A 21,326-nucleotide genomic window follows, 5' to 3' on the forward strand; every position below is an offset into this window, starting at 1 on the left:
TTTTATCTATTCTCCTCCCTGAAAAATTATTTTTCCATTTTCCAGTAATGCATAACCACCGCCTTGTAGCAGTTCGTATGACCCTTTTTTCCATGTGAAGTTTCCTTTTTTATTGGAGGTTTGCTCAAGTATTATAGATTTTTTAGTATTGGGAAGAAATATCTCTGCTTTTGTTTTATCTGCATTAAAAATAACGGCAAGTGAAGATGTATGGGTACTTGATGCATTTTTTTCAGCAAGCTGTGTATCGGCATCTTCACTTGTACGAATGCATTTGTTTTTCAGAACAGACCAAGTATAACCTGCTGACGAAATGCAGCCATGTTCGTCTTTATCGGTTCCAGTATTTGCATTTTTTTCAGCTACTTCTGTAAGTACCAATCCGGTGTATCCTTTTTTCTCGTGGTTCAGTTCTTTTAATTTATTATCAATTGCCTGAAAGTAAAATTCTACAGGTTGTGTTCCTTTTAGGACATAAACATCACCAAATTTTTCGTTTTTTTCCGTAACAAAAGTTCCTTTATCTTCATAGTCTTCTACTTTTTTCCCTTCATAGGTTTTGGTATTATCATTATCGGTTATTTTTTCATAAGTTCCGCTTTCAGTACCATTATCTGTATGTATTGTTAAGGTTACTTTAGCATCTGCTCCCCAAAGTGTTTCGGTGGTACCTTCGTAAGTATAAGTTTTCATTTCAGCAGATGCTTTGCCTTGTTTATCTTCACACGTTACGCACTTAGCACTGTCAGAGCTTATGCATAAATTCTTTTCTTCGCATTCTTTTATTAACGAGGAAGTTTTAGTACTTGATTTTTTACAGCCATAAAAACTTAATAAAGCAGCTGTCATAAGTCCGTAGACCATTGTGTTTGATTTTTTCATATTTGTAATTTATAGTTTTAATTTTATATTGATTTGTAAATATGTAGTATTTTGAATGATTTGCAAGTTGATGTTTTTAACTTAAAATCAAACACCTTTTTTATTTTTTGAAGGTATTATGCTGGAAAATATTTGTCTAATTAACGGGATATTGGCAACTAAAATAATTGCCCATATCATAATATCTAAATTTTCTTTTACCCAACTTATTTTCCCCAAAAAATAACCTAATAATGTAATAACACCTACCCATAAAAAAGCGCCAATAAAACTGAAAAGTAAAAATGTAGGATAATTTACCCTTGTAGAACCACAAAGAAAAGGAACAATGGTTCTCACCACCGGAATAAAGCGTGCTATAATTATTGAATTTTTTCCGTTTTTGTCGAAAAAATCCTTTGCTTTTTCTATGTGTTCTTTTTTTAAAAAAGTAACCTTTTTCTGACTGATAATATAATCTCCAAAACGTCGTCCTACATAATAATTTACATTATCTCCTGAAATAGCAGCCAGCATAAGTAGCGGGATAATAACGTAAATATTGATAGAGCCTTCCTGAGCCAAAAGACCAATAGCAAATAGCAAGGCATCACCCGGAAGAAAAGGCATTAAAAAAGAAGCGATAATAAGACCGGTTTCTGCAAAAATGATAAGAAAAAGGAAAACATATACCCAATTATGATATTCCTGAATAAGCGAAGTGATCACCTTATCAGGATGGGAGACAAAATTGACTATGAAATTCCAAATATTCTCAATCACGCCACTTTTTTCTTTTTAAACATTTTTAAAATTATAGGAATTACGGAAATAGCAACAATTCCTAAAACGACTTTCTCAAAATTAAGTTTTACCCAATCAATATTTCCAAGAAAATATCCTAATAAGGTAATGGATGTTACCCACAAAACAGCACCTAAAATACAATATACAATATAAGTACGGTAGCGCATTTCGCCCGCTCCCGCTACAAAAGGGGCAATCGTACGGATGATAGGGATAAATCTTGCCAGAATTACAGTTTTTCCTCCGTTTTCTTCAAAATATTTTTCAGTATCTTCTATGTGAGAGCGTTTCAAAAATAAAATTTTATCCTTAGACTGTACAAAATCCCCGAATTTTTTCCCAATAAAATAATTGACATTATCTCCAAGCAAAGCAGCAAAAATAAGAAGGGGTATCACGATGTAAATGTCTATTCCACCTGCAGTTGCCGCAATAAGACCTACAGCAAACAGCAGAGAATCTCCAGGTAACAAAGGCATCACTACAACACCTGTTTCCATGAAAATAATTAAAAATAAAAATAAGTAAATGTAAACGCCATAGTCCCGAATTATTTCTGTCAAAACTTTCAAAGGGTCTCCTAAAAAATCCAGTAAAAACTGTATTAATTCCATATAAAATTCTATATATGCAAATATAGTATAATTATTGAACAGATTGAGATGGAATGAAGATAAGACATCTAAAAACAGGAAGAAATTAATCATTTTAGAATTTAAAATCTTTGAGAAGAAGTTGTAAATGCAACTTTCTGTATTGACCATTTTATACAAAAAAAGACTGTCTAAAACAGTCTTTCTTTATTATGCTAAGTATACAATTTCTAATTAAAAAGATCTTTTACCTTTTCAAAAAATGTTTTTTCTTTTCCGGAAGGCTCTGCTGCCATTTCTCCACTATTCATTTGTTTTTCAAAAAATTCTTTCTGTTCAGGAGTGAGTTTTTGTGGTGTCCATACATTGATGTGAACGAACATATCGCCCTTTCCATAGCTGTCCAAACTTGGAAGTCCTTTTCCTGAAAGCCTCAATATTTTTCCGGATTGTGTTCCTGCGTCTATTTTTATTTTCACTTTTCCGCCCACTGTAGGAATTTCCTTTTGAGTTCCCAAAGCTGCTTCGGCAAAAGAGATATACAATTCCTGATGAAGATTATCTCCCTCACGTTTTATTGATTTGTCTTCCTCTTCTTCTACCACAACAAGCAAATCTCCCGGATTTCCACCAAAAGGAGCATCATTTCCTTTTCCTCTTACATTCAACTGAATTCCGTCTCTTGCTCCAGCCGGAATATTGATGGTTATTTCTTCTTCGTCTTTTATTAAACCTTGTGCATTGGCTCCAGCCGGAATTTTATCCGCTACTTTTCCAATTCCCTGACAAGTTCCGCAAGTGGTTTGCGTCTGCATTTGTCCGAACATGGTATTCATAATTTTTACCTGAACTCCGGAACCATTACAAGTAGGACAAGTTTTAGAAGTAACTCCGGATGCGGCTTTCATTTTTTTGACCTTAATGGTTTTTTGAGTTCCATTTACCATTTCATCAAGATTCAGTTTGATTCTCACTCTTAGGTTAGAACCACGAACTTGTTGCGTTCTTCCGCCTCCGAAACCACCGAATCCGCCACCAAAATGTCCACCGAAAATATCTCCGAATTGCGAAAAAATATCTTCCATGCTCATTCCGCCACCGAAACCGCCACCACCGAAACCTCCGTTTCCACCAACTCCTGCATGTCCGAACTGATCGTAACGTGCACGCTTGTTAGCATCGCTTAAGATTTCATACGCTTCAGCAGCTTCTTTGAATTTTTCTTCGGCTTCCTTATCTCCCGGATTTTTATCGGGATGATATTTGAGGGCCATTTTACGGTATGCTTTCTTTATTTCGTCGGCACTGGCAGATTTACTTATCTCAAGAACCTCGTAATAATCTCTTTTTGACATGTTTCTTATAATTGATTATTGATAAATGATAAAAGATATTTAAAGTTTAAATGAAATATAAATCCATTATCACTCATCATTTATCATTTATGAATTTTAATTTCCGGTTACTACTTTTGCGAAACGGATTACTTTGTTATGAAGTTGGTATCCGGTTTCTACTACATCTACAATTTTTCCTTTCAAGTCTTCAGTAGGTGCAGGTATTTGTGTGATTGCCTCATGGAAATCAACATCAAAATTGTCACCTGCTTTTACTTCGACTGTTTTTAAGCCTTTTTCTACCAATTTGTTTTTAAATTTTTGATAGATAAGTTCTACTCCTCTTAAATCGTCTGTAGTACCATTTTTTGCAATTTCTTTAAGGGCTCTTTCGAAATCATCCAAAACTCCCAACATAGAAATCATAATATCTTGGTTGGCATATTGGAAAAACTCCATTTTTTCCTTAGTAGTTCTTTTTTTATAATTTTCGAATTCTGCATATAGACGAATGTATCTGTCCTTTTCTTCTGCCAAAAGTTCCTCAGAAGATTTTTCCTGTGTCACATTTTCAGGTGTTTCATTTTCAGGATTGGATGCATTTTCTTCTTGGAGATTTAGTTCTTCTTCGTGTATATCGTTGTTTACAGACATAATATTAAATTTTTGTAAAACTAATTTTTCAAAATTTTTGCCAAAAAGAGATTTAAGACATTTAGTCAGTCTTTGTGGTATTGAAATTGAAACGATGAGAAATTCCAAATGAAACAAAATAATGGGGCGAAATTTCCGAAATACCAAAACCACTTGAAAAATCAACCATGAAATCACGATTGATAAGATAAGTTATTCCTGCATCCGCACGATGATCTGTTTTGGAAGAAGATGATAAGAATCCGTACAATTCTACATAGCCTCCTAACTTCTCATTGAATGATTTGCCCAATGTAAAAGTATATAAATAGGACTTTTCCATATCAGAATTCCATTCCATTCCGAGATTGTAGCCTAAACTTAAACTTTCGGAAAGTGAATTCTGAAAAGTAAAACGAAACGAAGGAACTATTCTTTTTACATTCTGGCTGTCTTTTGAGAAAAGCTCAGCATGTGCTATTAATGAAGTCTTTGGAATCCAGCCTTTTTCCTCCATAATTGCAGTTTTAAAACCCACTTGTATAGGATTAAAATTAAATTCTGAAGAGTTTTCAATTTTAATATTCTGTAATTCGGTGATCAATCTGATTTCCAATTTTTTTGAAATTCCATATTTCCAAAGCACAGACGGAAGCTGAAAAGAACTCTCTTCCGAATTTACTTTTTCATACGAAAAACCACTTTCAAATTGCAGATAGTTTTTGGGAACTAAATAAGGTGTTTCTGTTTGATCTGGTCTGTCTGCCTGTAAAGTTGCCTGAGAAAAAGAAAATGCACTAAGACATATCAATAAAAGCGTAGATATTTTCTTATTCATTTCCAAAAAAAGTTTGCAACAATAAATAAGCATTTAAAGCAATAATGATTATGGAAATAACCCAAGCAGAAATTTTCAGCCAAGGTTTGTTTACAAATGTTCCCATTTTCAATTTATCACTTGTAAACATTACTAATGGTACTACTGCAAAACTTAACTGCATGGATAAAATTACCTGACTCAGAACCAATAATTCAGTAGTTCCTTTTTCACCATAAATAATTGCTACAATCAGTGCCGGAATTACGGCAATCAACCTTGTGATTAATCTTCTTAACCAAGGTTTGAGACGGATGTTTAGGAAACCTTCCATCACAATTTGACCGGCTAAAGTTCCGGTGAGTGTAGAATTTTGTCCTGAAGCCAAAAGTGCAATAGCAAAAAATATACTGGCTAAACTTGTCCCTAAAAGTGGTGTAAGCAATTGATAAGCATCATGAATATCAGCTACATCTTTGTTACCCGAAATATGAAATGTAGCAGCAGCAAGAATAAGAATAGCAGCATTAATAAAAAAAGCAAGAAATAAGGAAGCAGAACTATCAATGGTTGCCAGTTTGATAGCTTCACGTTTTCCCGTTTCGGTTCTTTCGTAATTTCGTGTTTGGATAATGCTGCTGTGCAAATAAAGATTGTGAGGCATTACTGTAGCTCCCAATATTCCAATGGCAATATAAAGCATGGACGGATTGGTAATGATTTCTTTTTGAGGAACTAATCCTTTTAGCATTGGGAAAATTTCTGGTTTTGAAATAACAATTTCATAAAAAAAGCAACAGAAAATAATGAAAATTAAGCCCGCAACAATACTTTCCAACCAGCGAAAACCTTTAGATTGCAAAAGAAGAATAAGCAAAACATCCAGTGTTGTGATGACAATTCCCCAAGTCAAAGGAATTCCGAAGAGCAAATTAAGGGCAATTGCAGCACCAATTACTTCCGCCAAATCACAAGCAGCAATCGCTATTTCGCAAAAGACCCAAAGTATAAAATTCACTGTCGGATTGAAATGGTCGCGACAAGCTTGTGCTAAATCTCTTTCAGTTACAATTCCTAATTTTAATGACAGATGCTGAAGAATCATTGCAAAAAAATTAGAAATCAGAATTACCGAAAGTAATGTATAGCCAAATTTTGCTCCTCCTGCAATATCTGTAGCCCAATTTCCGGGATCCATATAGCCAACTGCTACCATTAATCCGGGACCTACGAAAGCAAACATCTTTTTCCAGAAACTACCGTTTTTTGAAACTTCTACACTTGCATATACTTCTGACAGGGAATGTGTTGTTCTTTCTCTTTGCCAAGGTTTTTTCATAAGGCAAAAATATAAATGTTAGACTAATCTAACAAATTTTATTTGAAAAATCTTATTTTCAGAAGTTTCATATTGTAGAATTCTTTAAGACTTGCTCTTTTTTTAATTTTGTTTTTAAAAATAACTTTAATAGGTAAACCTAATTATAATCATTCTAAATTACCAAAAATTATCATTATTTTTGTACCAAATTTCACATTCAAACAATGCTAACAAAAACAAAAGTTCAGGATTTCCTGAAAGAGATAGAAGTAGAAGATTTGGTAAACAATCTTCAGATAATGGGAGATGATGTGTATATTGATATGATAGCGCATTCTCCTGCAATGCATGAGAAGAAAAAATTGGAAGTAGCAATGAAACAAGCATTTGCTTCAGAATTTGGAGAAAATGTGAATCTTAAATTAAAAATTATTTCTCCGGAACCATCTCAGATTCAGCAAAGCCAGATCAAAGGGAAAGAAATCCCGGGAATTAAAAATATTATTGCCGTTGCTTCCGGAAAAGGAGGAGTCGGAAAATCTACTGTTGCTTCTAATCTTGCTGTGACATTGGCAAAAATGGGGTTCAAAGTTGGATTATTGGATGCAGATATTTATGGTCCGTCTGTTCCTACAATGTTTGATACGGAAGGACAAAAACCAATTTCTGTAGAAGTAGACGGAAAAAATCTTATGCAACCGATTGAAAACTATGGAGTGAAAATGCTTTCTATCGGATATTTTTCAGGAGCCAATCAGGCGGTTGTTTGGAGAGGACCGATGGCTTCAAAGGCTCTTCATCAATTATTGAGAGATGCAAACTGGGGCGAATTGGATTTTCTTTTAATAGATCTTCCTCCCGGAACCGGAGATATTCATTTATCCATTATTCAAGAAGTTCCAGTAACGGGAGCTGTCATTGTAAGTACACCGCAACATGTAGCTTTAGCGGATGTGAGAAAAGGAATTGCAATGTTTACAATGGAAAGCATCAATATTCCTGTTTTGGGATTGATTGAAAATATGGCTTATTTCACACCGGAAGAATTACCGAATAACAAATATTATATCTTTGGAAATCAAGGAGCGCAATATCTTGCGGAAGATTTAGGAATTCCGGTTTTAGGAGAAATTCCTTTGATCCAAAGTATCAGAGAAGCGGGAGATGTAGGAAGACCGGCAGCTTTACAAGAAAACTCTAAAATTTCAGAAATCTATACTACAACTGCACAAAATATGGTAGAAAGTTTGGTGGAAAGAAATAAGAACCTTCCGCCAACCGAAGCCGTGAAAATCACAACAATGGCAGGATGTAGTCCAAAAAATAAATCTTAATTATATTCAAAACTTGCAAATGAGCACTCAAGATATACAACAAGAAGAAACAGTAACCAAAGTAATGGAGGCTTTGGAAAGTATCCGTCCGTTTCTTAATAAAGATGGTGGCGATATTGAATTGATTGATGTAAGGGAAAATAAAGCATTCGTAAAACTTTTAGGAAACTGTTCCGGTTGTCCGGTTAATTTTTCTACCATGAAACTGGGAGTTGAAAATACCATCAAACAATACGCTCCCGAAATAGAAGAAGTTTTGAATGTAGAAGAATAAAAAACGCTAAAAAATAGCAACAGCAAGGCTTTAGACAAGGAAACAATTCATAAATTTGTTTTCGGGTCTAAAGCCTTATTAATTCCTTTTTTATCAAATTTGAGTTGTTAATAGTGTAGTAATATTTATGGAAGAAAATCTTAAAAGAATCAATAAATTTCTTAGCGAATCTGGCTTTTGTTCCAGAAGGGAAGCAGATAGGCTGATTGAAGAAGGAAGAGTAAAGATCAATGGAAAAATCCCTGAAATGGGAACAAAAGTTTCATCAGCAGATAGAGTGGAAGTAGATGGTAAAATCATTAATGAACCTACCGAAAGTTTTGTCTATCTCATTCTGAATAAACCTGTTGGAATTGAATGTACTACCAACCAGAAAACCAAAAAAAATATTGTGGATTACATGAATTATCCGAAAAGGATTTTTCCTGTGGGAAGATTGGATAAAGCAAGTGAAGGCTTGATTATTATGACCAATGATGGTGATATCGTAAATAAAATTCTGCGCGCCAGAAACAACCATGAAAAAGAATATATCGTAACGGTTAATAAACCGATTTCAGATAAATTCATCCGAAAAATGTCTAATGGAATTCCTATTTTAGATACCGTTACCAGAAAATGTTTTGTGGAAAGAATCAGTAAATTCTCATTCAGAATTATTTTAACACAAGGATTAAATCGACAAATCAGAAGAATGTGCGAATATTTGGATTACGAGGTTACCAAACTAAAAAGAATCCGCATTATGAATATACATCTTGATGTTCCTTATGGGAAATTTCGGGAAATTACTCCTGCTGAAATGAAAGAACTCAACCGATTATTAGAAGACTCCAGCAAAACGGAAGAAGCAAGCTATTGATTTAATTTTAAGTGGAAATTTTAAGTTTTTTTTACCATTTTTAATAAGGAAGTTCCGAATACTTTTTCCTATTTTTACCTCAACTTAAAATAATTTATAGAATGTCCACAATCACATTAAAAGGAAACGAAATACATACATCGGGAAATCTTCCGGCAGTTGGAACCACAGTTAAAGATTTTGAACTTGTAAATGAAGGATTAGCTCCTAAAAAACTTTCAGATTTTGACGGAAAGAAAAAAATCTTCAATATCTTTCCAAGTATTGATACTGGGATTTGTGCCGCTTCAGCAAGAAAATTCAATGAAAAAGCAGGAGAATTGGAAAATACAGTGGTAATCAATGTTTCAAAAGATTTGCCTTTTGCATTGGGAAGATTTTGTGCAGCTGAAGGATTGTCGCATGTAGAAACGCTTTCAGATTTCCGTGGAAATTTTGGCGAAGATTATGGTGTAACTATTACCGATTCTCCAATGAAAGGATTATTGAGCAGAGCTGTAATTGTGACGGATGAAAATAATAATGTAGTCTACGAAGAACAAGTTCCGGAAATTGTTCAGGAACCGAATTATGATGCCGCATTGAATGCTTTGAAAAACATTTAAAATCAAAATTTCAAAAAAACTTTATCAAAACCTGAAAAGGTAAAGTTTATACAATTTTTTTATTTTTAAGAAAACGAATTCATCGAATTTTCTAAAATCTAAAACTCTAACAGAAATGAAACGCTCCGGAACTGCCACATTGCCGCTCCATTACGGAAAAGTTCCCGTATGGTTATATGAACGTATGTCTGTTCTCGGGCTTTCTATTGTGGAAGTAATTCTTGCAGATTACGGAAAAAATGAAGTTTTAAAAAGACTGGCAGATCCGTTTTGGTTTCAAAGTTTTGGAGCAGTAATGGGAATGGATTGGCATTCTTCAGGAATCACGACTTCTGTAATGGGCGCTTTGAAACGAAGCATAAATCCAATCTCAAAAGAATTAGGAATTTATATTTGTGGAGGCAAAGGAAAATTCTCAAAAGAGACGCCTACAGAACTTATAAAAATTGCGGATCAAACCGGATTGAACGGAAACGAACTCGTTCGTGCCAGTAAATTATCAGCAAAAGTGGATAATACCGCTATTCAGGATGGTTATCAATTGTATCTTCATAATTTTATTTTATCGGATGAAGGAAATTGGGCAGTTGTTCAGCAAGGAATGAATGATGCGGATGGAACGGCAAGACGCTATCATTGGCATTCCGAAAATTTAGAATCTTTTGTGAATGAGCCACATCAGGGAATTCAGGGTATCAATCAGGGGAAAATTCTGAACCTTACCGCTCATGAAGCACAGGAAAACCGAAAAGGAATCTTGGAAATTTCACATTCCAATTCAGAGAAGATTATGCAGGATTTTGCCAATCTCATTTTGCCTTCGCATCATGATGTTCGTGCTGCTGATGTTGATCTGAAAAAATTAGGAGCTTTATTATATGCAACAAGAGAAACCCAGCCTGAAAATTTTGAAGAATTACTTTTATTAAAAGGAGTTGGCCCACGAACATTGCAAAGTCTGGCTTTGGTAAGCGAAGTGATTCACGGAGCACCTTCCAGATTCCAGGATCCTGCAAGATTTTCTTTTGCTCATGGTGGAAAAGACGGGCATCCATTTCCTGTTCCGCTAAAAGTGTATGATGAAACTATTGGAATTTTACAGAAAGGTATTCAAAAATCCAAACTCGGAAATTCTGATAAACTGAAATCTATCAGTAAGTTACATTCAATCATTTCTGAAGCAGAAAAGAATTTTACTCCGAATTTTAACATCAATGATGTAATAGAAGAGGAAAGGCAAAATTCTTGGAAATTTGGAGGGAAAACAGTAATGGGTGATGCAAAACCCCCGAAACAAGATCAAACAATACAATTATCATTATTTTAATAAATTATTGATAGTCATTACTTTTATTTAAGAAATTGTTATGAACAAAATTTTTCAAGAAGTTTATCAGCATTTTCTTCTGAGTGAAGAGGATTTGCTTAAAATTTCTTCTTTACATGAAAAGATAATTTTGGAAAAAGGTAAAATTTTTCTTGAGGAAGGAAATGTAATGAATGAATATTATCTTCTGGAATCTGGTTTAATTCGGGCTTTTGTTCATGATTACGACAATAATGAAATTACTACGGAATTCTTTGCAGATGGTGATGTGGTTATTGTTCCGTCTTCACTTTTTCAGCGGATTTCTTCTCAGGAAAATCTTCAGGCTATTACAGAATGTATAGTTTGGAAAATAAATTTTGATGATTTTCAGGAACTTTTTCATTCCATTCCCGGATTTAGTGAATGGGGAAGACTTTGGTTTACGTATCAACTTTTTTCTCTGAAGCAGCGTTCTTTGGATATGGTAACAGAAACCGCAACCAACCGTTATCTTAAACTCATGAAAGAAAAGCCACAAATTATTCAATATGTACCTCTTAAACAGATCGCTTCTTTTTTGGGAATTACGGATACATCATTAAGCAGAATTAGAAAAGAATTAGTAAAATAAATTTGGAACATTTAGCAGAAATTAGAAAATTTATAAAATCAGTAGTAGAAGTTGCTGATGAAGATTTGGATACCTTTCTTTTGCAATGGGAAACGGTAGAATTTAAAAAAGGTGAATTTATTACAAAACAAGGCGATACTGAAGATTATCTCTACTTTTTGAATGAAGGAATGATACGTATTTTCATATCTATTGAAGCTGAAAATTATAATAAGGAAGCAACCATTTTTTTTGCATTTCCGGGATGGTTCTTTAGCGCTTATGATTCTTTCATTCTTCGGCAACCTTGCAGATATAATATGCGGGTAATGATGAATGCAAAAGCATTACGAATAAGCCATGCAAAACTGCAAAAAGGATTTACCGATTATAAATTTGTGGAAAGATTGGCTCGTATTTCTGCGGAGCATTTGTACATAAGAAAAGTTCAGAGAGAAATTTCTTTCCTTGCACAAACGGCGGAACAGCGATACTTGGATTTGTTCAAACTTCATCCACATCTAATAAAAGAAATTCCGTTGAAATATTTGGCCTCTTATATAGGAATCACACCACAAGCATTAAGCAGAATCCGTAGAAGAATTTTTTAACCCGGGTTCATTTTTTTTTACCTAAAAAGAAATTACTTTTGTATAAAAACAAGTGCTGACAAATGATAAATCAATGATAGAATACTAATTTCTTCATTGATTTTTTTCTTGATTCTTTTTGTTTCTTGTCATAAGGCAAGTATGATTTCCTGAGTTTCCTCTTAACTTTACTGTACTATAATTATCACAAAAATGGAAACACAAAAATTCAATCCGGTAGTTTGGTTCGAAATCTATGTTGATGACATGGAAAGAGCCACAAAATTCTATGAAAATGTACTGAACGTAAAATTGCAGGAATTGCCCAATCCTACAGATCATCCAATGCAAATGAAATCTTTTCCGAGTGCTGATTTTAATTTCGGAGCTTCAGGAAGTTTAGTGAAAATGGAAGGAATGAAAGCTGGTGGAAACGGAACTCTCGTATATTTTGGTTGTGAAGATTGTTCTGTTGAAGAAAGTAGAGTAGAAGCAGCGGGAGGAAAAGTCTTTCAGCCGAAAATGTCTATTGGCGAATACGGATTTTGCTCTATTATTACAGATACGGAAGGAAATACTTTTGGATTGCATTCCATGAGATAAAACATGCTCCTTTTTCAGAAATGTAAAAACTAAATCAAAATAATTTAGAAAGCAAACTAAAAAGCAATAGAAAATTCAAAGCAGAATTTTCTAAGGATTGTCAATTAATAATACAAAGATTTAAAAAAATATTCCGAAATTAAACATAAAAAAATGGACACACCAAAATCAAGAAAATTAGATATTATTATTCCCGCATTTCGCGGTCATAGTCAGAGTTTTCTTTTCGCTCTTGACGGTATTTCTGAAGAAGATGCTTTGAAAAGAATAGAAGGCAGGACTAACCATATTGCTTGGATGGCAGGAAATTTTGTAAACATGCGTTATGGTTTAGGTTGGGTACTGGGTTTGCAGGAAGAAGATCCTTACAGCGATATATTTTTTCAGGGAAAAGCTTTGGACGAAAATTTAAAATATCCTTCTCTGAAAGAATTAAAAGAAAGTTTTCATAAAATTTCGCCGTTGGTCTATCAAAAATTGTTGGAAGCTACAGACGAACAGCTTGACGCGGAATTCAAAATGGGAATGAACATAGAATTTTTCCCGGAAACCGTCCTGAATTTTGCAGGAATGTGCATCGGAAGAGAAGACTATCTTTGTGGGCAAATCGCACTGATGCGAAGAATTCTTACCAATGAAGGAATAAAATATGATTTCAATAATGATATGAAATACTAAAATATGATTCCCAAAGAAAGCGGATATAAAGAAGCGAACGGAATCCGTCTCTATTATGAAATTTTTGGAGAGGGAAAACCTTTAGTCTTGATTCATGGAGGCGGTTCTTCGGGATTTTATGATTTTAAGGAAACAATTAAAAGACTTTCTGACGAATTTTTGCTGATTACTATTGATTTGCAAAATCATGGGAAATCCGACCATCGTACTATTCCGGAAACTTTTGAGCAAGATGCAAAAGATATTATTGCTGTTGTAGAACAACTCGGAATTGGGGATGTTTCGTATTTTGGTTTCAGTAATGGAGCGACAACAGCTCTGAAAATAGCTCATCTATTTCCTGAAAAAGTAGACAAAATAGTTGCTGCTTCCGGAGTTACAAAAAGAAACGGGATGATTGATGGATTTTTTGAAGGAATGAACCTCGCAACTCTTGATAACATGCCGGAATATCTGAAAGAAAATTTTCTGAAACTAAATCCTGATCCTGAAAAACTTCAGAATATGTTTGAAAAAGATAGTCGGAGAATGATTCATTTTAAAGATTTTGAGGATGAAGTTTTAGAGAATATTCAATGTCCGGTTTTCTTAATTGCCGGTGACAGAGATATAATGAAACCGGAACACATTATGGAAATGAATAAAAAAATTAAAAATTCCCGATTGATGATTCTTCCGGCTACTCATGGAAATTTTATGATGGCTGATGAAAATGGAATTGTAGATCAGGAACTTATTGATTTTACTATACTACAAGTTCAAAAATTTTTAAATTTATAATTTCAGCGAATTATACATAAATTGAATTCCTTTTGGTTGATGATAGAACAAGAAAAGCTGTATTTTATCAGCAAAAAAAATAATACCAATGATCTCTCTGAAAATGCCGTAGAGTTGGTTTGCTCCGTAGGAGCAAGATCTGTGTAAATAAATATTGCAAACGCACTCAGTTAAAAAAAAGCTATAAATTTTTGTGCGAAATCTATAATTCAATAAAGCAATATCATTCATATATTTAAAAAATAAAAAATTTTATGGAACCAATTAAAATTGATATCACGATTTTGGAGCCTGTCCAAAAAGTATGGAATTATTATAACGATCCAAAACATATTATAAAATGGAATTTTGCCCATGAAAGTTGGCATTGCCCGAAAGCTGAAAATGATCTTCGAGTTGGCGGAACTTTAAAATCCAGAATGGAAGCCAGAGACAAAAGTTTCGGATTTGATTTTAAAGCAACTTATGATGAAGTTGTCCCTTTGGAAAAAATAAAATATCATATAGAAGATGGCCGAAATGTAGAAATACTTTTTGATAAAGTTGATGAAAACACAACGAAAGTGAACATCACCTTCGATCCTGAAAAAATCAATTCCAGAGAGATGCAACGTGATGGTTGGTATGCGATTCTTAACAATTTTCATAAATATGTAGAAAATCATTGATCGATTAAAATTAAGATGAACGAAGTAAAAGAGTATATAAAACAGTTTCCGGAAAATGTTCAGGAGATTTTAGAGAAAATTCAGGGAATTATTAAAACTGAAGTTCCTGAAGTGGAAGAAAGAATTTCTTATGCAATGCCCGGTTATTATTACAGGAATAAACCATTGGTATATTTTGCAGGTTTTAAAAATCATATAGGATTTTATGCCACTCCGCAAGTTCATGAAGAACTGTCCGAAAAATTGAAAAATTATAAGCAGGGAAAAGGCTCTGTTCAGTTTCCATTAAAAGAAAATATTCCTTATGATTTGATTGAGGAAATGGTAAAACTTAAGAAAAAGCAATTAGAAATTAAATAGAATTATTATGAATAACAATATTTTTCCATGTCTTTGGTTTGACAAAAACGGAAAAGAAGCGGCTGAATTTTACACTAAAACATTTGGAGGAAAGATAACAGCAGATAGACCAATGGTTCAGAATATTGAACTTTTCGGGCAGAATATGATGCTTTTAAGCGCAGGTCCTCATTTTCAGAAAAATCCGTCTATTTCTTTTTTAATAAACTGTGCCTCGGAAGAAGAATTGCAAAAATATTGGGATGCTCTTTCCGAAGGAGGAATGGCTTTAATGCCTTTAGATTCTTATCCTTTTGCAAAAAAATACGGCTGGATTCAAGATAGATTCGGAACCAATTGGCAGTTGTATTTTCAGGAAATGCAGGAACAAAGATTGGTTCCAACGCTTATGTTCATCCATGAAAATAATGGAAAAGCGATGCAGGCAATGGAATTTTATACCGGAATTTTTCCAAATTCTAAAATTGGCAGCGTGATGAAATATAAAGATGGAGGAGAAATGGGCGAAAATCCGGAAAATATTCAACATGCAGAATTTGTTATCAATGGTTACAGTCTTTATTGTATGGACTCTTCCATCGATCACAAATTTGATTTTACAGAAGGAATTTCATTAGTGGTAATGACGGATAATCAAGCCGAAACCGATTATCTATGGAATTCTCTCACTTCTGATGGAGGAGCTGAAAGTATGTGCGGCTGGCTGAAAGACAAATATGGAGTAAGCTGGCAAATTACCCCAAAACGATTAATAGAACTCGCAAATGATTCCGAACATCCGGAAAAAGCACAAAAAGCATTTCAGGCAATGATGAAAATGCAGAAAATCAATATTGCTGAAATAGAAGCAGCTTATAATTCTTAAATATCTAAGAATCTAAAAATAACAATTATGGAAACTTTATCATACGAAATAGAAATTGATGCCCCAAAAAATAAAATTTGGGACGTATTGTGGTCACCTGAAACGTATGGTGAATGGACAAAATTTTTCGGTCCCGGTTCGCAAATGAAGAGCGACTGGCAAGTAGGTGGAAAAACATATTTTACAGATGCTAAAGGAAATGGAATGGTTTCTACTATTGAAAGTATAGATGAGCCTAATGAAATTGTTTTCAAGCATTTGGGAGTTATAGAAAATGGAGTGGAAGATACCAAAAGTGCAAAAGTGGAAGAATGGAGTGGAAGTCACGAAAAATATTTTCTAATACCTTTGGAAAACGGAAAAATAAAACTTCACGGAGAATTGCAGGTAGACCAGCAATGGAAAGATCACATGAATGAAGGTTTTACGAAAGGTTTTCAGAGAATAAAAGAGCTATCAGAAGAATAAAACCGTAGGAACGCGCCATAAAGGCGCGTTCAAATTTAAAAAAATGAATCTAAAAAATATATTTTCGTCTCTTGCTTCAAAGTTTACGGATAATGAAATAATTATCAATGATTTATGGAGTGAAATTGAATATAATTATACTTTCAAAAAAAGATACTATCACAATCTTTCTCATCTGGAAAATATGATTTCCGAATTGGATAATGTAAAGTCTGATATTCAGGATTTTGATAGTGTTTTATTTTCAGTTTTTTATCATGATATTGTTTACAATGCTACCTCCAAAAGCAACGAAGAAAAAAGTGCTGAACTGGCTGCTGAAAGATTAAGTCAATTAAATTCGGACAAAATAGATATAGAAAAAATTGAAATGCAGATCCTTGCTACAAAAAAACATGAATTTTCTACAGATAAAGACACCAATTACCTGATAGATGCAGATTTATCGGTTTTAGGTCAATCATGGGAATTGTACCAGAATTATAGTAAGAATGTAAGAAAAGAATATTCCATTTATCCTGATTTTTTGTATAATCCGGGAAGAAAAAAGGCGTTACAACATTTTTTGGAATTCAAAAATATTTTCAAAACCGAGCGTTTTATCAGCAAATATGAATTGCTAGCTCGTGAAAATATCAAAAAAGAAATTAAACTACTCTGAATTTTTATAAATTCAATTTTGTGTTATTCAGCCTCAAAGAATTTAAAATTACCGAAACCGAACTGAAGCTCATGGCTGCAGCCGCAATCATCGGACTCAATAAAATTCCAAAGAAAGGGTAGAGTAAACCTGCAGCTACAGGAATTCCCAAAACATTATAGATAAATGCAAAGAACAAATTCTCCTCAATATTTTTCAAAAGTTTTTCACTTAAAATTTTTGCTTTTGCTACTCCCAAAATATCACCTTTTAGCAAAGTAATGGCGGCACTTTCTATTGCGGCATCAGTTCCGGTTTCCATTGCAATTCCGATGTTGGCTTGTGCAAGAGCAGGAGCGTCATTAATTCCGTCTCCGGTCATGGCAACAATTTTTCCTTCATTTTGAAGTTTTTTAATTTCCTTCATTTTATCTTCAGGAAGACAATTGGCTTTAAAATGTTTGATTCCCAATTCTATAGCCACAGATTTTGCCGTATGTTCATTATCTCCAGTCATCATTATCACTTCAATATTTTGGGAATGAAGATATTCTATTGCCTGTTTTGAAGTAGATTTTATTTTATCCGAAAAACTCAAAAATCCAAGAACTTTATTTGATTTTGCAAGAAAAGAAATGGTTTTTGCCTCATCTTGTTTTTGAATTACTTTTTCTTTTAGGCTTTCCGGAATTTCAATAGTATAATGTGTAAGAAGAGCTTCATTTCCGAGTAAAACTTCTTCGTTATTGATAATTCCTTTCACTCCTTTTCCGGAAATATTCTCGAAATTCTGAACTTTGTAGAATTGATTTTTTTCACTGCCATTCTGAGCGAAACGAAGTGAATTTGAAGAATCTTTTTTCTCTGTTTTAGATTCTTCACTGCGCTCTGCTTCGTTCTGAATGACAGTGTTTTTGTCATTCTGAGCGGAGTCGAAGAATCTCTTATATTCATCTAAAACAGCATTGGAAAGCGGATGTTCCGAATTTTGATTTAATGATGCAGCCAGTTTCAGAATTTCATTTTTGTCCAAATTTTCAAATGTTTCGATATGATCGAGACTTGGTTTTCCTTCGGTTAAAGTTCCGGTTTTATCGGTAATCAGAACATTTGCTTTATGCATTTCTTCAAGAGCTTCAGCATTTTTTATTAGAATTCCGTTTTGTGCTCCTTTTCCGATTCCAACCGTCAAACTCATTGGTGTTGCCAAACCTAAAGCGCATGGACAAGCGACAATCAGAACTGCAACTGCATTTACAAAGGCATATATCAATTTATTTTCATTTCCAAAAATATACCACAAAACGAAGGTAAGAATGGAAACTCCAATCACTGTCGGAACAAAAATTTTAGAAATTTTATCCGCTAATTTTTGAATCGGTGCTTTGCTTCGGCTGGCTTCATTTACCATTTTTATGATGTGTGCGAGTAGAGTTTCATCACCTACTTTTTCGGCTTTCATCAGGAAAGTTCCGTTTCCGTTGATGGTTCCGGAAGTTACCTTTTCACCGGATTTTTTTTCGACAGGAATGGGTTCTCCCGTTATCATGCTTTCATCAATGTTGGAGTGTCCTTCAGAAATTTTTCCATCGACAGGAATTTTTTCTCCGGGCTTTACCCGCAAAATGTCACCGATTTTTATTTCTGCTAAAAGTACTTTTTTTTCATTCCCATCAATGATGAGATTGGCTGTGTCAGGCGAAAGATTCATGAGAGCTTCGATGGTTTTTCCGGTTTTCTGATGCGCTCTTGCTTCCAACATTTGCCCCATAATTACCAAAGTAAGAATGACACAAACCGATTCAAAATAAAGAGGAATTTTTCCATTATGCGACAAATCATGCGGAAGAATATTTGGAGAAAATAACGCAACATTACTAAACAAAAACGCAGCAGCAACTCCTAAAGCAAGTAATGAAAACATATTGAGATTCCACGTTTTGAAAGAAACCCAACCTCTTTTCATAATGAACCAACCTGCATAGAATAAAACAGGTAACGTGAAAATCAATTCTAAAAATCCCTGAATTTTATTGGAGAAATTCCAGTTAATAAACATTCCACCCATTGATAAAAGAATGACAGGAATAGAAAAACCGAGAGCAATGAAGAATTTTCGTTTTAAAATTTTGTATGTATCATCTTCATCTGTTCCATTTTTGGAAGGTATCGGCACGAGATCCATTCCACAAATGGGGCAATTTCCGGGTTCGTTCTGTACAATTTCCGGATGCATCGGACAAGTGTACTGAACGGATTTTTTTTCAGGAATTTTTACAAGATCCATTCCGCAAACCGGACAACCAATATTGGAATCATACACTTTATCGTCTTCACAAAACATCGGACAATAGTATTTTCCTTGATTTTCAGTTGATAATTGATGGTCGATAGTTTTTGGCTTTTTGAAACCTTCTTTTTCTTCTATCGGCACTAAAAACATATTGCAAACCGGACATCTCCCTTGTTTGAAATACAGCTTTTCGCCTTCGCATTCCATCGGACAATAATAGACGGAACTTAGCGAAATTCTTTGGTTGTGATGAAGGTTTTCGGGATTATGATGATTATGGTTTTCCATTTCAGAATAGTTATCTGTACAAATTTCCAAAAAATAGAACAGATTCAGTTGTAAATAAATGGAAAGATGTTACAAATAATGCGAGATTGATTTTCAAATTTGCTTCAAAAAATAATTTGAATCCGTTTATGCCTGTTTTATTTCAAACGATCCTTCACAAATTCAATCTGAGTTTTTCCGTGACGCTTCGGATTTCCGTTTTCATCAAGGGAAACAAATACAATTTTGTCAATAGTAATAATGGTTTGGCGTGTCATTTTGTTTCGAACTTCACAGCGAAGCGTGATGGAAGTATTTCCAAAATGGGTAACTTCAATTCCGATTTCGATAATATCGCCTTGTTTTGCAGAACTTACAAAGTTGATTTCAGAAATATATTTGGTTACGGTTCTTGGATTTTCCAATTGAATAATAGCATAAAGTGCTGCTTCTTCATCAATCCATTGTAAAAGTCTTCCTCCGAAAAGAGAATGATTTGGATTTAAATCTTCCGGTTTTATCCATTTTCTGGTGTGATAATTCATTGTCGTATACATTTAAAATCAGTGCAAATGTAAGGGAAAATGGAAAGATAGAGATCAATTCATACAATTGATTTCATCAATAGTAAGACGAAATTGTGAGCAAAAATTTTCTGGATTTAAAATATTCCAGTTAAAATTGCAGGCAACAGAAAAGTATTTGCAAAAGGCCGGCTAAATTTCACAAATAGTTCTATTATAACTTCAACTCTACCTTTTGTAAATATTATGTTATTTACAGTAATATTATTCTTTTAAATCTGTCATTTTAGAATACACTTCATTATCAATTTCATACAACTCAAATGAAGTTTTTCCATCATTCCAACTTGCTTTATTATTTGATATTTTAGGAATTCCTAGAATTTTTTTGTAATCTTCAATTTCAGTTTTTAAACTGGTTTTATTTCCATAATTAAAAATAATTCCATTTATTTTTCCATCAGAATTTGAAATTATTTCAATTGATTCAGCTCTGCCAAAAACATTATCTTTTAGAAATAATCTACCGTTTTTTATTTCTGTTAAAGAATTAATTTTTCGGATATTATCTCCTAATTCAAATTTTCCATAATTATATAAGTTAACATAACGAAAAATAGGTTTAGAATTTAAACTTTTAGAAGTTCCACAAGAAATTAAAATTAGAAAGTAAAAATAAAATAATTTGATTTTCATTTATTAACGTGATTTTTTGGGATTATTGCAGATAACATCCAAATGTACGCATTGGTTAATTTCACTCATCTGTTTTTTTTAACTTTTATTTTAAATAGTAATATATTTCGATTTTTTGTATTTCGCTTTTGCATGTGCGAAATTTTCATGCATTACATTAAAGCATAAAAATATAAATTTTTACTAAAAAATAAGAAAGAATTGTTATTTTTCTATTAAAACTAAAATCTGAATTATATTCACAAAAAATTTGTCAATATAGGCTTTTATTAGATTTCAGCAACGAGTCTCTTAATAATAAAAATTTATAAAATTGATTTCACCAATATTTATACGAAATAATAAGCAATTGTTATAAATCCTTGATAAAACAAACAATTCGCTCTACTTCTTTAAATCCTATATGTTTATTTACTAGCTATTCAATCATAAACAATCCATCGTTTCAGGTTTCCAACCATTCTCTTTAGATGGTCTTCATTCAAGAAAATATTTGTCCAATATTCAAATCTATCGCATTGAATGCTTATG

At 33.4% G+C, this 21,326-nt stretch carries 25 protein-coding genes; 15 read left to right on the forward strand and 10 right to left on the reverse strand.

What is annotated here, in order from left to right; translation table 11 throughout:
• Positions 1 to 6: 6 nt before the first annotated feature.
• The 7 genes from AC2A1C_RS14105 to AC2A1C_RS14135 all read right to left on the reverse strand — a co-directional run bounded on the left by AC2A1C_RS14105 (position 7) and on the right by AC2A1C_RS14135 (position 6,387).
• Positions 7 to 882, reverse strand: a complete 876-nt coding sequence (locus tag AC2A1C_RS14105; RefSeq protein WP_484026478.1) for a hypothetical protein — start codon at positions 880 to 882, stop codon at positions 7 to 9.
• Between the two features lie 87 nt (positions 883 to 969).
• Entirely contained in the window at positions 970 to 1,644 is a 675-nt protein-coding gene (locus tag AC2A1C_RS14110; protein ID WP_484026480.1) for a DedA family protein, read from the reverse strand.
• Positions 1,641 to 2,375, reverse strand: coding sequence for a VTT domain-containing protein (locus AC2A1C_RS14115; protein ID WP_484026481.1), 735 nt, complete (start codon positions 2,373 to 2,375; stop codon positions 1,641 to 1,643). Before AC2A1C_RS14115 ends, AC2A1C_RS14110 begins: the two co-directional genes overlap by 4 nt.
• A 116-nt stretch (positions 2,376 to 2,491) precedes the next feature.
• Complete coding sequence (dnaJ, locus tag AC2A1C_RS14120) at positions 2,492 to 3,616, reverse strand: molecular chaperone DnaJ (protein WP_484026482.1); 1,125 nt, start codon at positions 3,614 to 3,616, stop codon at positions 2,492 to 2,494.
• A gap of 96 nt (positions 3,617 to 3,712) precedes the next feature.
• On the reverse strand, positions 3,713 to 4,252 hold the full coding sequence (locus AC2A1C_RS14125) for a nucleotide exchange factor GrpE (RefSeq protein ID WP_484026484.1): 540 nt from the start codon (positions 4,250 to 4,252) through the stop codon (positions 3,713 to 3,715).
• A gap of 61 nt (positions 4,253 to 4,313) precedes the next feature.
• The gene (locus tag AC2A1C_RS14130; protein ID WP_484026486.1) at positions 4,314 to 5,069 is read right to left on the reverse strand and encodes a transporter; all 756 of its coding nucleotides are present in this window, start codon (positions 5,067 to 5,069) and stop codon (positions 4,314 to 4,316) included.
• Positions 5,062 to 6,387, reverse strand: a complete 1,326-nt coding sequence (locus AC2A1C_RS14135; RefSeq protein ID WP_484026487.1) for an Nramp family divalent metal transporter — start codon at positions 6,385 to 6,387, stop codon at positions 5,062 to 5,064. The genes AC2A1C_RS14130 and AC2A1C_RS14135 overlap by 8 nt, the downstream gene beginning before the upstream one ends.
• Positions 6,388 to 6,593: 206 nt before the next feature.
• Between AC2A1C_RS14135 and AC2A1C_RS14140 the strand changes: the two genes are divergently transcribed.
• The 15 genes from AC2A1C_RS14140 (at position 6,594) to AC2A1C_RS14210 (ending at position 17,036) form a co-directional block, all read left to right on the forward strand.
• The gene (locus tag AC2A1C_RS14140) at positions 6,594 to 7,703 is read left to right on the forward strand and encodes an Mrp/NBP35 family ATP-binding protein (RefSeq protein ID WP_484026489.1); all 1,110 of its coding nucleotides are present in this window, start codon (positions 6,594 to 6,596) and stop codon (positions 7,701 to 7,703) included.
• A 19-nt stretch (positions 7,704 to 7,722) separates the two neighbouring features.
• Positions 7,723 to 7,977, forward strand: a complete 255-nt coding sequence (locus AC2A1C_RS14145; protein ID WP_484026491.1) for a NifU family protein — start codon at positions 7,723 to 7,725, stop codon at positions 7,975 to 7,977.
• 127 nt (positions 7,978 to 8,104) lie between these two features.
• Positions 8,105 to 8,839: a 23S rRNA pseudouridine(2604) synthase RluF gene (rluF, locus tag AC2A1C_RS14150; RefSeq protein ID WP_484026492.1), complete on the forward strand. Its 735-nt coding sequence runs from the start codon at positions 8,105 to 8,107 to the stop codon at positions 8,837 to 8,839.
• Between the two features lie 101 nt (positions 8,840 to 8,940).
• On the forward strand, positions 8,941 to 9,444 hold the full coding sequence (tpx, locus tag AC2A1C_RS14155) for a thiol peroxidase (protein ID WP_484026493.1): 504 nt from the start codon (positions 8,941 to 8,943) through the stop codon (positions 9,442 to 9,444).
• A gap of 115 nt (positions 9,445 to 9,559) precedes the next feature.
• The gene (locus AC2A1C_RS14160) at positions 9,560 to 10,771 is read left to right on the forward strand and encodes a DUF763 domain-containing protein (RefSeq protein ID WP_484026494.1); all 1,212 of its coding nucleotides are present in this window, start codon (positions 9,560 to 9,562) and stop codon (positions 10,769 to 10,771) included.
• Between the two features lie 40 nt (positions 10,772 to 10,811).
• On the forward strand, positions 10,812 to 11,384 hold the full coding sequence (locus tag AC2A1C_RS14165) for a Crp/Fnr family transcriptional regulator (protein WP_484026495.1): 573 nt from the start codon (positions 10,812 to 10,814) through the stop codon (positions 11,382 to 11,384).
• A 2-nt stretch (positions 11,385 to 11,386) separates the two neighbouring features.
• Positions 11,387 to 11,974, forward strand: a complete 588-nt coding sequence (locus tag AC2A1C_RS14170) for a Crp/Fnr family transcriptional regulator (RefSeq protein WP_484026497.1) — start codon at positions 11,387 to 11,389, stop codon at positions 11,972 to 11,974.
• A gap of 192 nt (positions 11,975 to 12,166) precedes the next feature.
• Positions 12,167 to 12,556, forward strand: coding sequence for a VOC family protein (locus AC2A1C_RS14175; protein WP_484026499.1), 390 nt, complete (start codon positions 12,167 to 12,169; stop codon positions 12,554 to 12,556).
• Between the two features lie 153 nt (positions 12,557 to 12,709).
• A complete protein-coding gene (locus AC2A1C_RS14180) occupies positions 12,710 to 13,234 on the forward strand; it encodes a DinB family protein (RefSeq protein ID WP_484026501.1) in 525 nt (174 codons plus the stop codon).
• A gap of 3 nt (positions 13,235 to 13,237) precedes the next feature.
• Positions 13,238 to 14,014: an alpha/beta fold hydrolase gene (locus AC2A1C_RS14185; RefSeq protein ID WP_484026503.1), complete on the forward strand. Its 777-nt coding sequence runs from the start codon at positions 13,238 to 13,240 to the stop codon at positions 14,012 to 14,014.
• A 254-nt stretch (positions 14,015 to 14,268) separates the two neighbouring features.
• Entirely contained in the window at positions 14,269 to 14,682 is a 414-nt protein-coding gene (locus AC2A1C_RS14190; protein ID WP_484026505.1) for an SRPBCC family protein, read from the forward strand.
• 15 nt (positions 14,683 to 14,697) lie between these two features.
• Positions 14,698 to 15,042 (forward strand): iron chaperone, encoded by a 345-nt coding sequence (locus AC2A1C_RS14195; protein ID WP_484026507.1) that lies wholly within the window; start codon positions 14,698 to 14,700, stop codon positions 15,040 to 15,042.
• A gap of 7 nt (positions 15,043 to 15,049) precedes the next feature.
• Complete coding sequence (locus AC2A1C_RS14200) at positions 15,050 to 15,907, forward strand: VOC family protein (protein WP_484026509.1); 858 nt, start codon at positions 15,050 to 15,052, stop codon at positions 15,905 to 15,907.
• 27 nt (positions 15,908 to 15,934) lie between these two features.
• Positions 15,935 to 16,375: an SRPBCC family protein gene (locus AC2A1C_RS14205; RefSeq protein ID WP_484026510.1), complete on the forward strand. Its 441-nt coding sequence runs from the start codon at positions 15,935 to 15,937 to the stop codon at positions 16,373 to 16,375.
• Positions 16,376 to 16,418: 43 nt separating this feature from the next.
• Positions 16,419 to 17,036, forward strand: coding sequence for an HD domain-containing protein (locus AC2A1C_RS14210; protein ID WP_484026512.1), 618 nt, complete (start codon positions 16,419 to 16,421; stop codon positions 17,034 to 17,036).
• A 4-nt stretch (positions 17,037 to 17,040) separates the two neighbouring features.
• Here AC2A1C_RS14210 and AC2A1C_RS14215 read toward each other — a convergent pair whose 3' ends face one another.
• The 3 genes from AC2A1C_RS14215 to AC2A1C_RS14225 all read right to left on the reverse strand — a co-directional run bounded on the left by AC2A1C_RS14215 (position 17,041) and on the right by AC2A1C_RS14225 (position 20,795).
• Positions 17,041 to 19,596 (reverse strand): copper-transporting P-type ATPase, encoded by a 2,556-nt coding sequence (locus AC2A1C_RS14215; protein WP_484026514.1) that lies wholly within the window; start codon positions 19,594 to 19,596, stop codon positions 17,041 to 17,043.
• 137 nt (positions 19,597 to 19,733) lie between these two features.
• Positions 19,734 to 20,120 (reverse strand): acyl-CoA thioesterase, encoded by a 387-nt coding sequence (locus AC2A1C_RS14220; protein WP_484026516.1) that lies wholly within the window; start codon positions 20,118 to 20,120, stop codon positions 19,734 to 19,736.
• A gap of 243 nt (positions 20,121 to 20,363) precedes the next feature.
• On the reverse strand, positions 20,364 to 20,795 hold the full coding sequence (locus tag AC2A1C_RS14225; RefSeq protein WP_484026517.1) for a hypothetical protein: 432 nt from the start codon (positions 20,793 to 20,795) through the stop codon (positions 20,364 to 20,366).
• Positions 20,796 to 21,326 lie beyond the last annotated feature (531 nt).

Source organism: Chryseobacterium sp. HNCC26DJ241 (assembly GCF_057180505.1).

Excerpts from the sequence above, each read along its gene's own strand:
- AC2A1C_RS14105 (WP_484026478.1), bottom strand. The coding sequence starts at position 882 with ATGAAAAAATCAAACACAATGGTCTACGGACTTATGACAGCTGCTTTA.
- AC2A1C_RS14115 (WP_484026481.1), bottom strand. The coding sequence starts at position 2,375 with ATGATTAATTTCTTCCTGTTTTTAGATGTCTTATCTTCATTCCATCTC.
- dnaJ (WP_484026482.1), bottom strand. The coding sequence starts at position 3,616 with ATGTCAAAAAGAGATTATTACGAGGTTCTTGAGATAAGTAAATCTGCC.
- AC2A1C_RS14125 (WP_484026484.1), bottom strand. The coding sequence starts at position 4,252 with ATGTCTGTAAACAACGATATACACGAAGAAGAACTAAATCTCCAAGAA.
- AC2A1C_RS14130 (WP_484026486.1), bottom strand. The coding sequence starts at position 5,069 with ATGAATAAGAAAATATCTACGCTTTTATTGATATGTCTTAGTGCATTT.
- AC2A1C_RS14135 (WP_484026487.1), bottom strand. The coding sequence starts at position 6,387 with ATGAAAAAACCTTGGCAAAGAGAAAGAACAACACATTCCCTGTCAGAA.
- AC2A1C_RS14140 (WP_484026489.1), top strand. The coding sequence starts at position 6,594 with ATGCTAACAAAAACAAAAGTTCAGGATTTCCTGAAAGAGATAGAAGTA.
- AC2A1C_RS14145 (WP_484026491.1), top strand. The coding sequence starts at position 7,723 with ATGAGCACTCAAGATATACAACAAGAAGAAACAGTAACCAAAGTAATG.
- rluF (WP_484026492.1), top strand. The coding sequence starts at position 8,105 with ATGGAAGAAAATCTTAAAAGAATCAATAAATTTCTTAGCGAATCTGGC.
- tpx (WP_484026493.1), top strand. The coding sequence starts at position 8,941 with ATGTCCACAATCACATTAAAAGGAAACGAAATACATACATCGGGAAAT.
- AC2A1C_RS14160 (WP_484026494.1), top strand. The coding sequence starts at position 9,560 with ATGAAACGCTCCGGAACTGCCACATTGCCGCTCCATTACGGAAAAGTT.
- AC2A1C_RS14165 (WP_484026495.1), top strand. The coding sequence starts at position 10,812 with ATGAACAAAATTTTTCAAGAAGTTTATCAGCATTTTCTTCTGAGTGAA.
- AC2A1C_RS14175 (WP_484026499.1), top strand. The coding sequence starts at position 12,167 with ATGGAAACACAAAAATTCAATCCGGTAGTTTGGTTCGAAATCTATGTT.
- AC2A1C_RS14180 (WP_484026501.1), top strand. The coding sequence starts at position 12,710 with ATGGACACACCAAAATCAAGAAAATTAGATATTATTATTCCCGCATTT.
- AC2A1C_RS14185 (WP_484026503.1), top strand. The coding sequence starts at position 13,238 with ATGATTCCCAAAGAAAGCGGATATAAAGAAGCGAACGGAATCCGTCTC.
- AC2A1C_RS14190 (WP_484026505.1), top strand. The coding sequence starts at position 14,269 with ATGGAACCAATTAAAATTGATATCACGATTTTGGAGCCTGTCCAAAAA.
- AC2A1C_RS14195 (WP_484026507.1), top strand. The coding sequence starts at position 14,698 with ATGAACGAAGTAAAAGAGTATATAAAACAGTTTCCGGAAAATGTTCAG.
- AC2A1C_RS14200 (WP_484026509.1), top strand. The coding sequence starts at position 15,050 with ATGAATAACAATATTTTTCCATGTCTTTGGTTTGACAAAAACGGAAAA.
- AC2A1C_RS14205 (WP_484026510.1), top strand. The coding sequence starts at position 15,935 with ATGGAAACTTTATCATACGAAATAGAAATTGATGCCCCAAAAAATAAA.
- AC2A1C_RS14210 (WP_484026512.1), top strand. The coding sequence starts at position 16,419 with ATGAATCTAAAAAATATATTTTCGTCTCTTGCTTCAAAGTTTACGGAT.
- AC2A1C_RS14215 (WP_484026514.1), bottom strand. The coding sequence starts at position 19,596 with ATGGAAAACCATAATCATCATAATCCCGAAAACCTTCATCACAACCAA.
- AC2A1C_RS14220 (WP_484026516.1), bottom strand. The coding sequence starts at position 20,120 with ATGAATTATCACACCAGAAAATGGATAAAACCGGAAGATTTAAATCCA.
- AC2A1C_RS14225 (WP_484026517.1), bottom strand. The coding sequence starts at position 20,795 with ATGAAAATCAAATTATTTTATTTTTACTTTCTAATTTTAATTTCTTGT.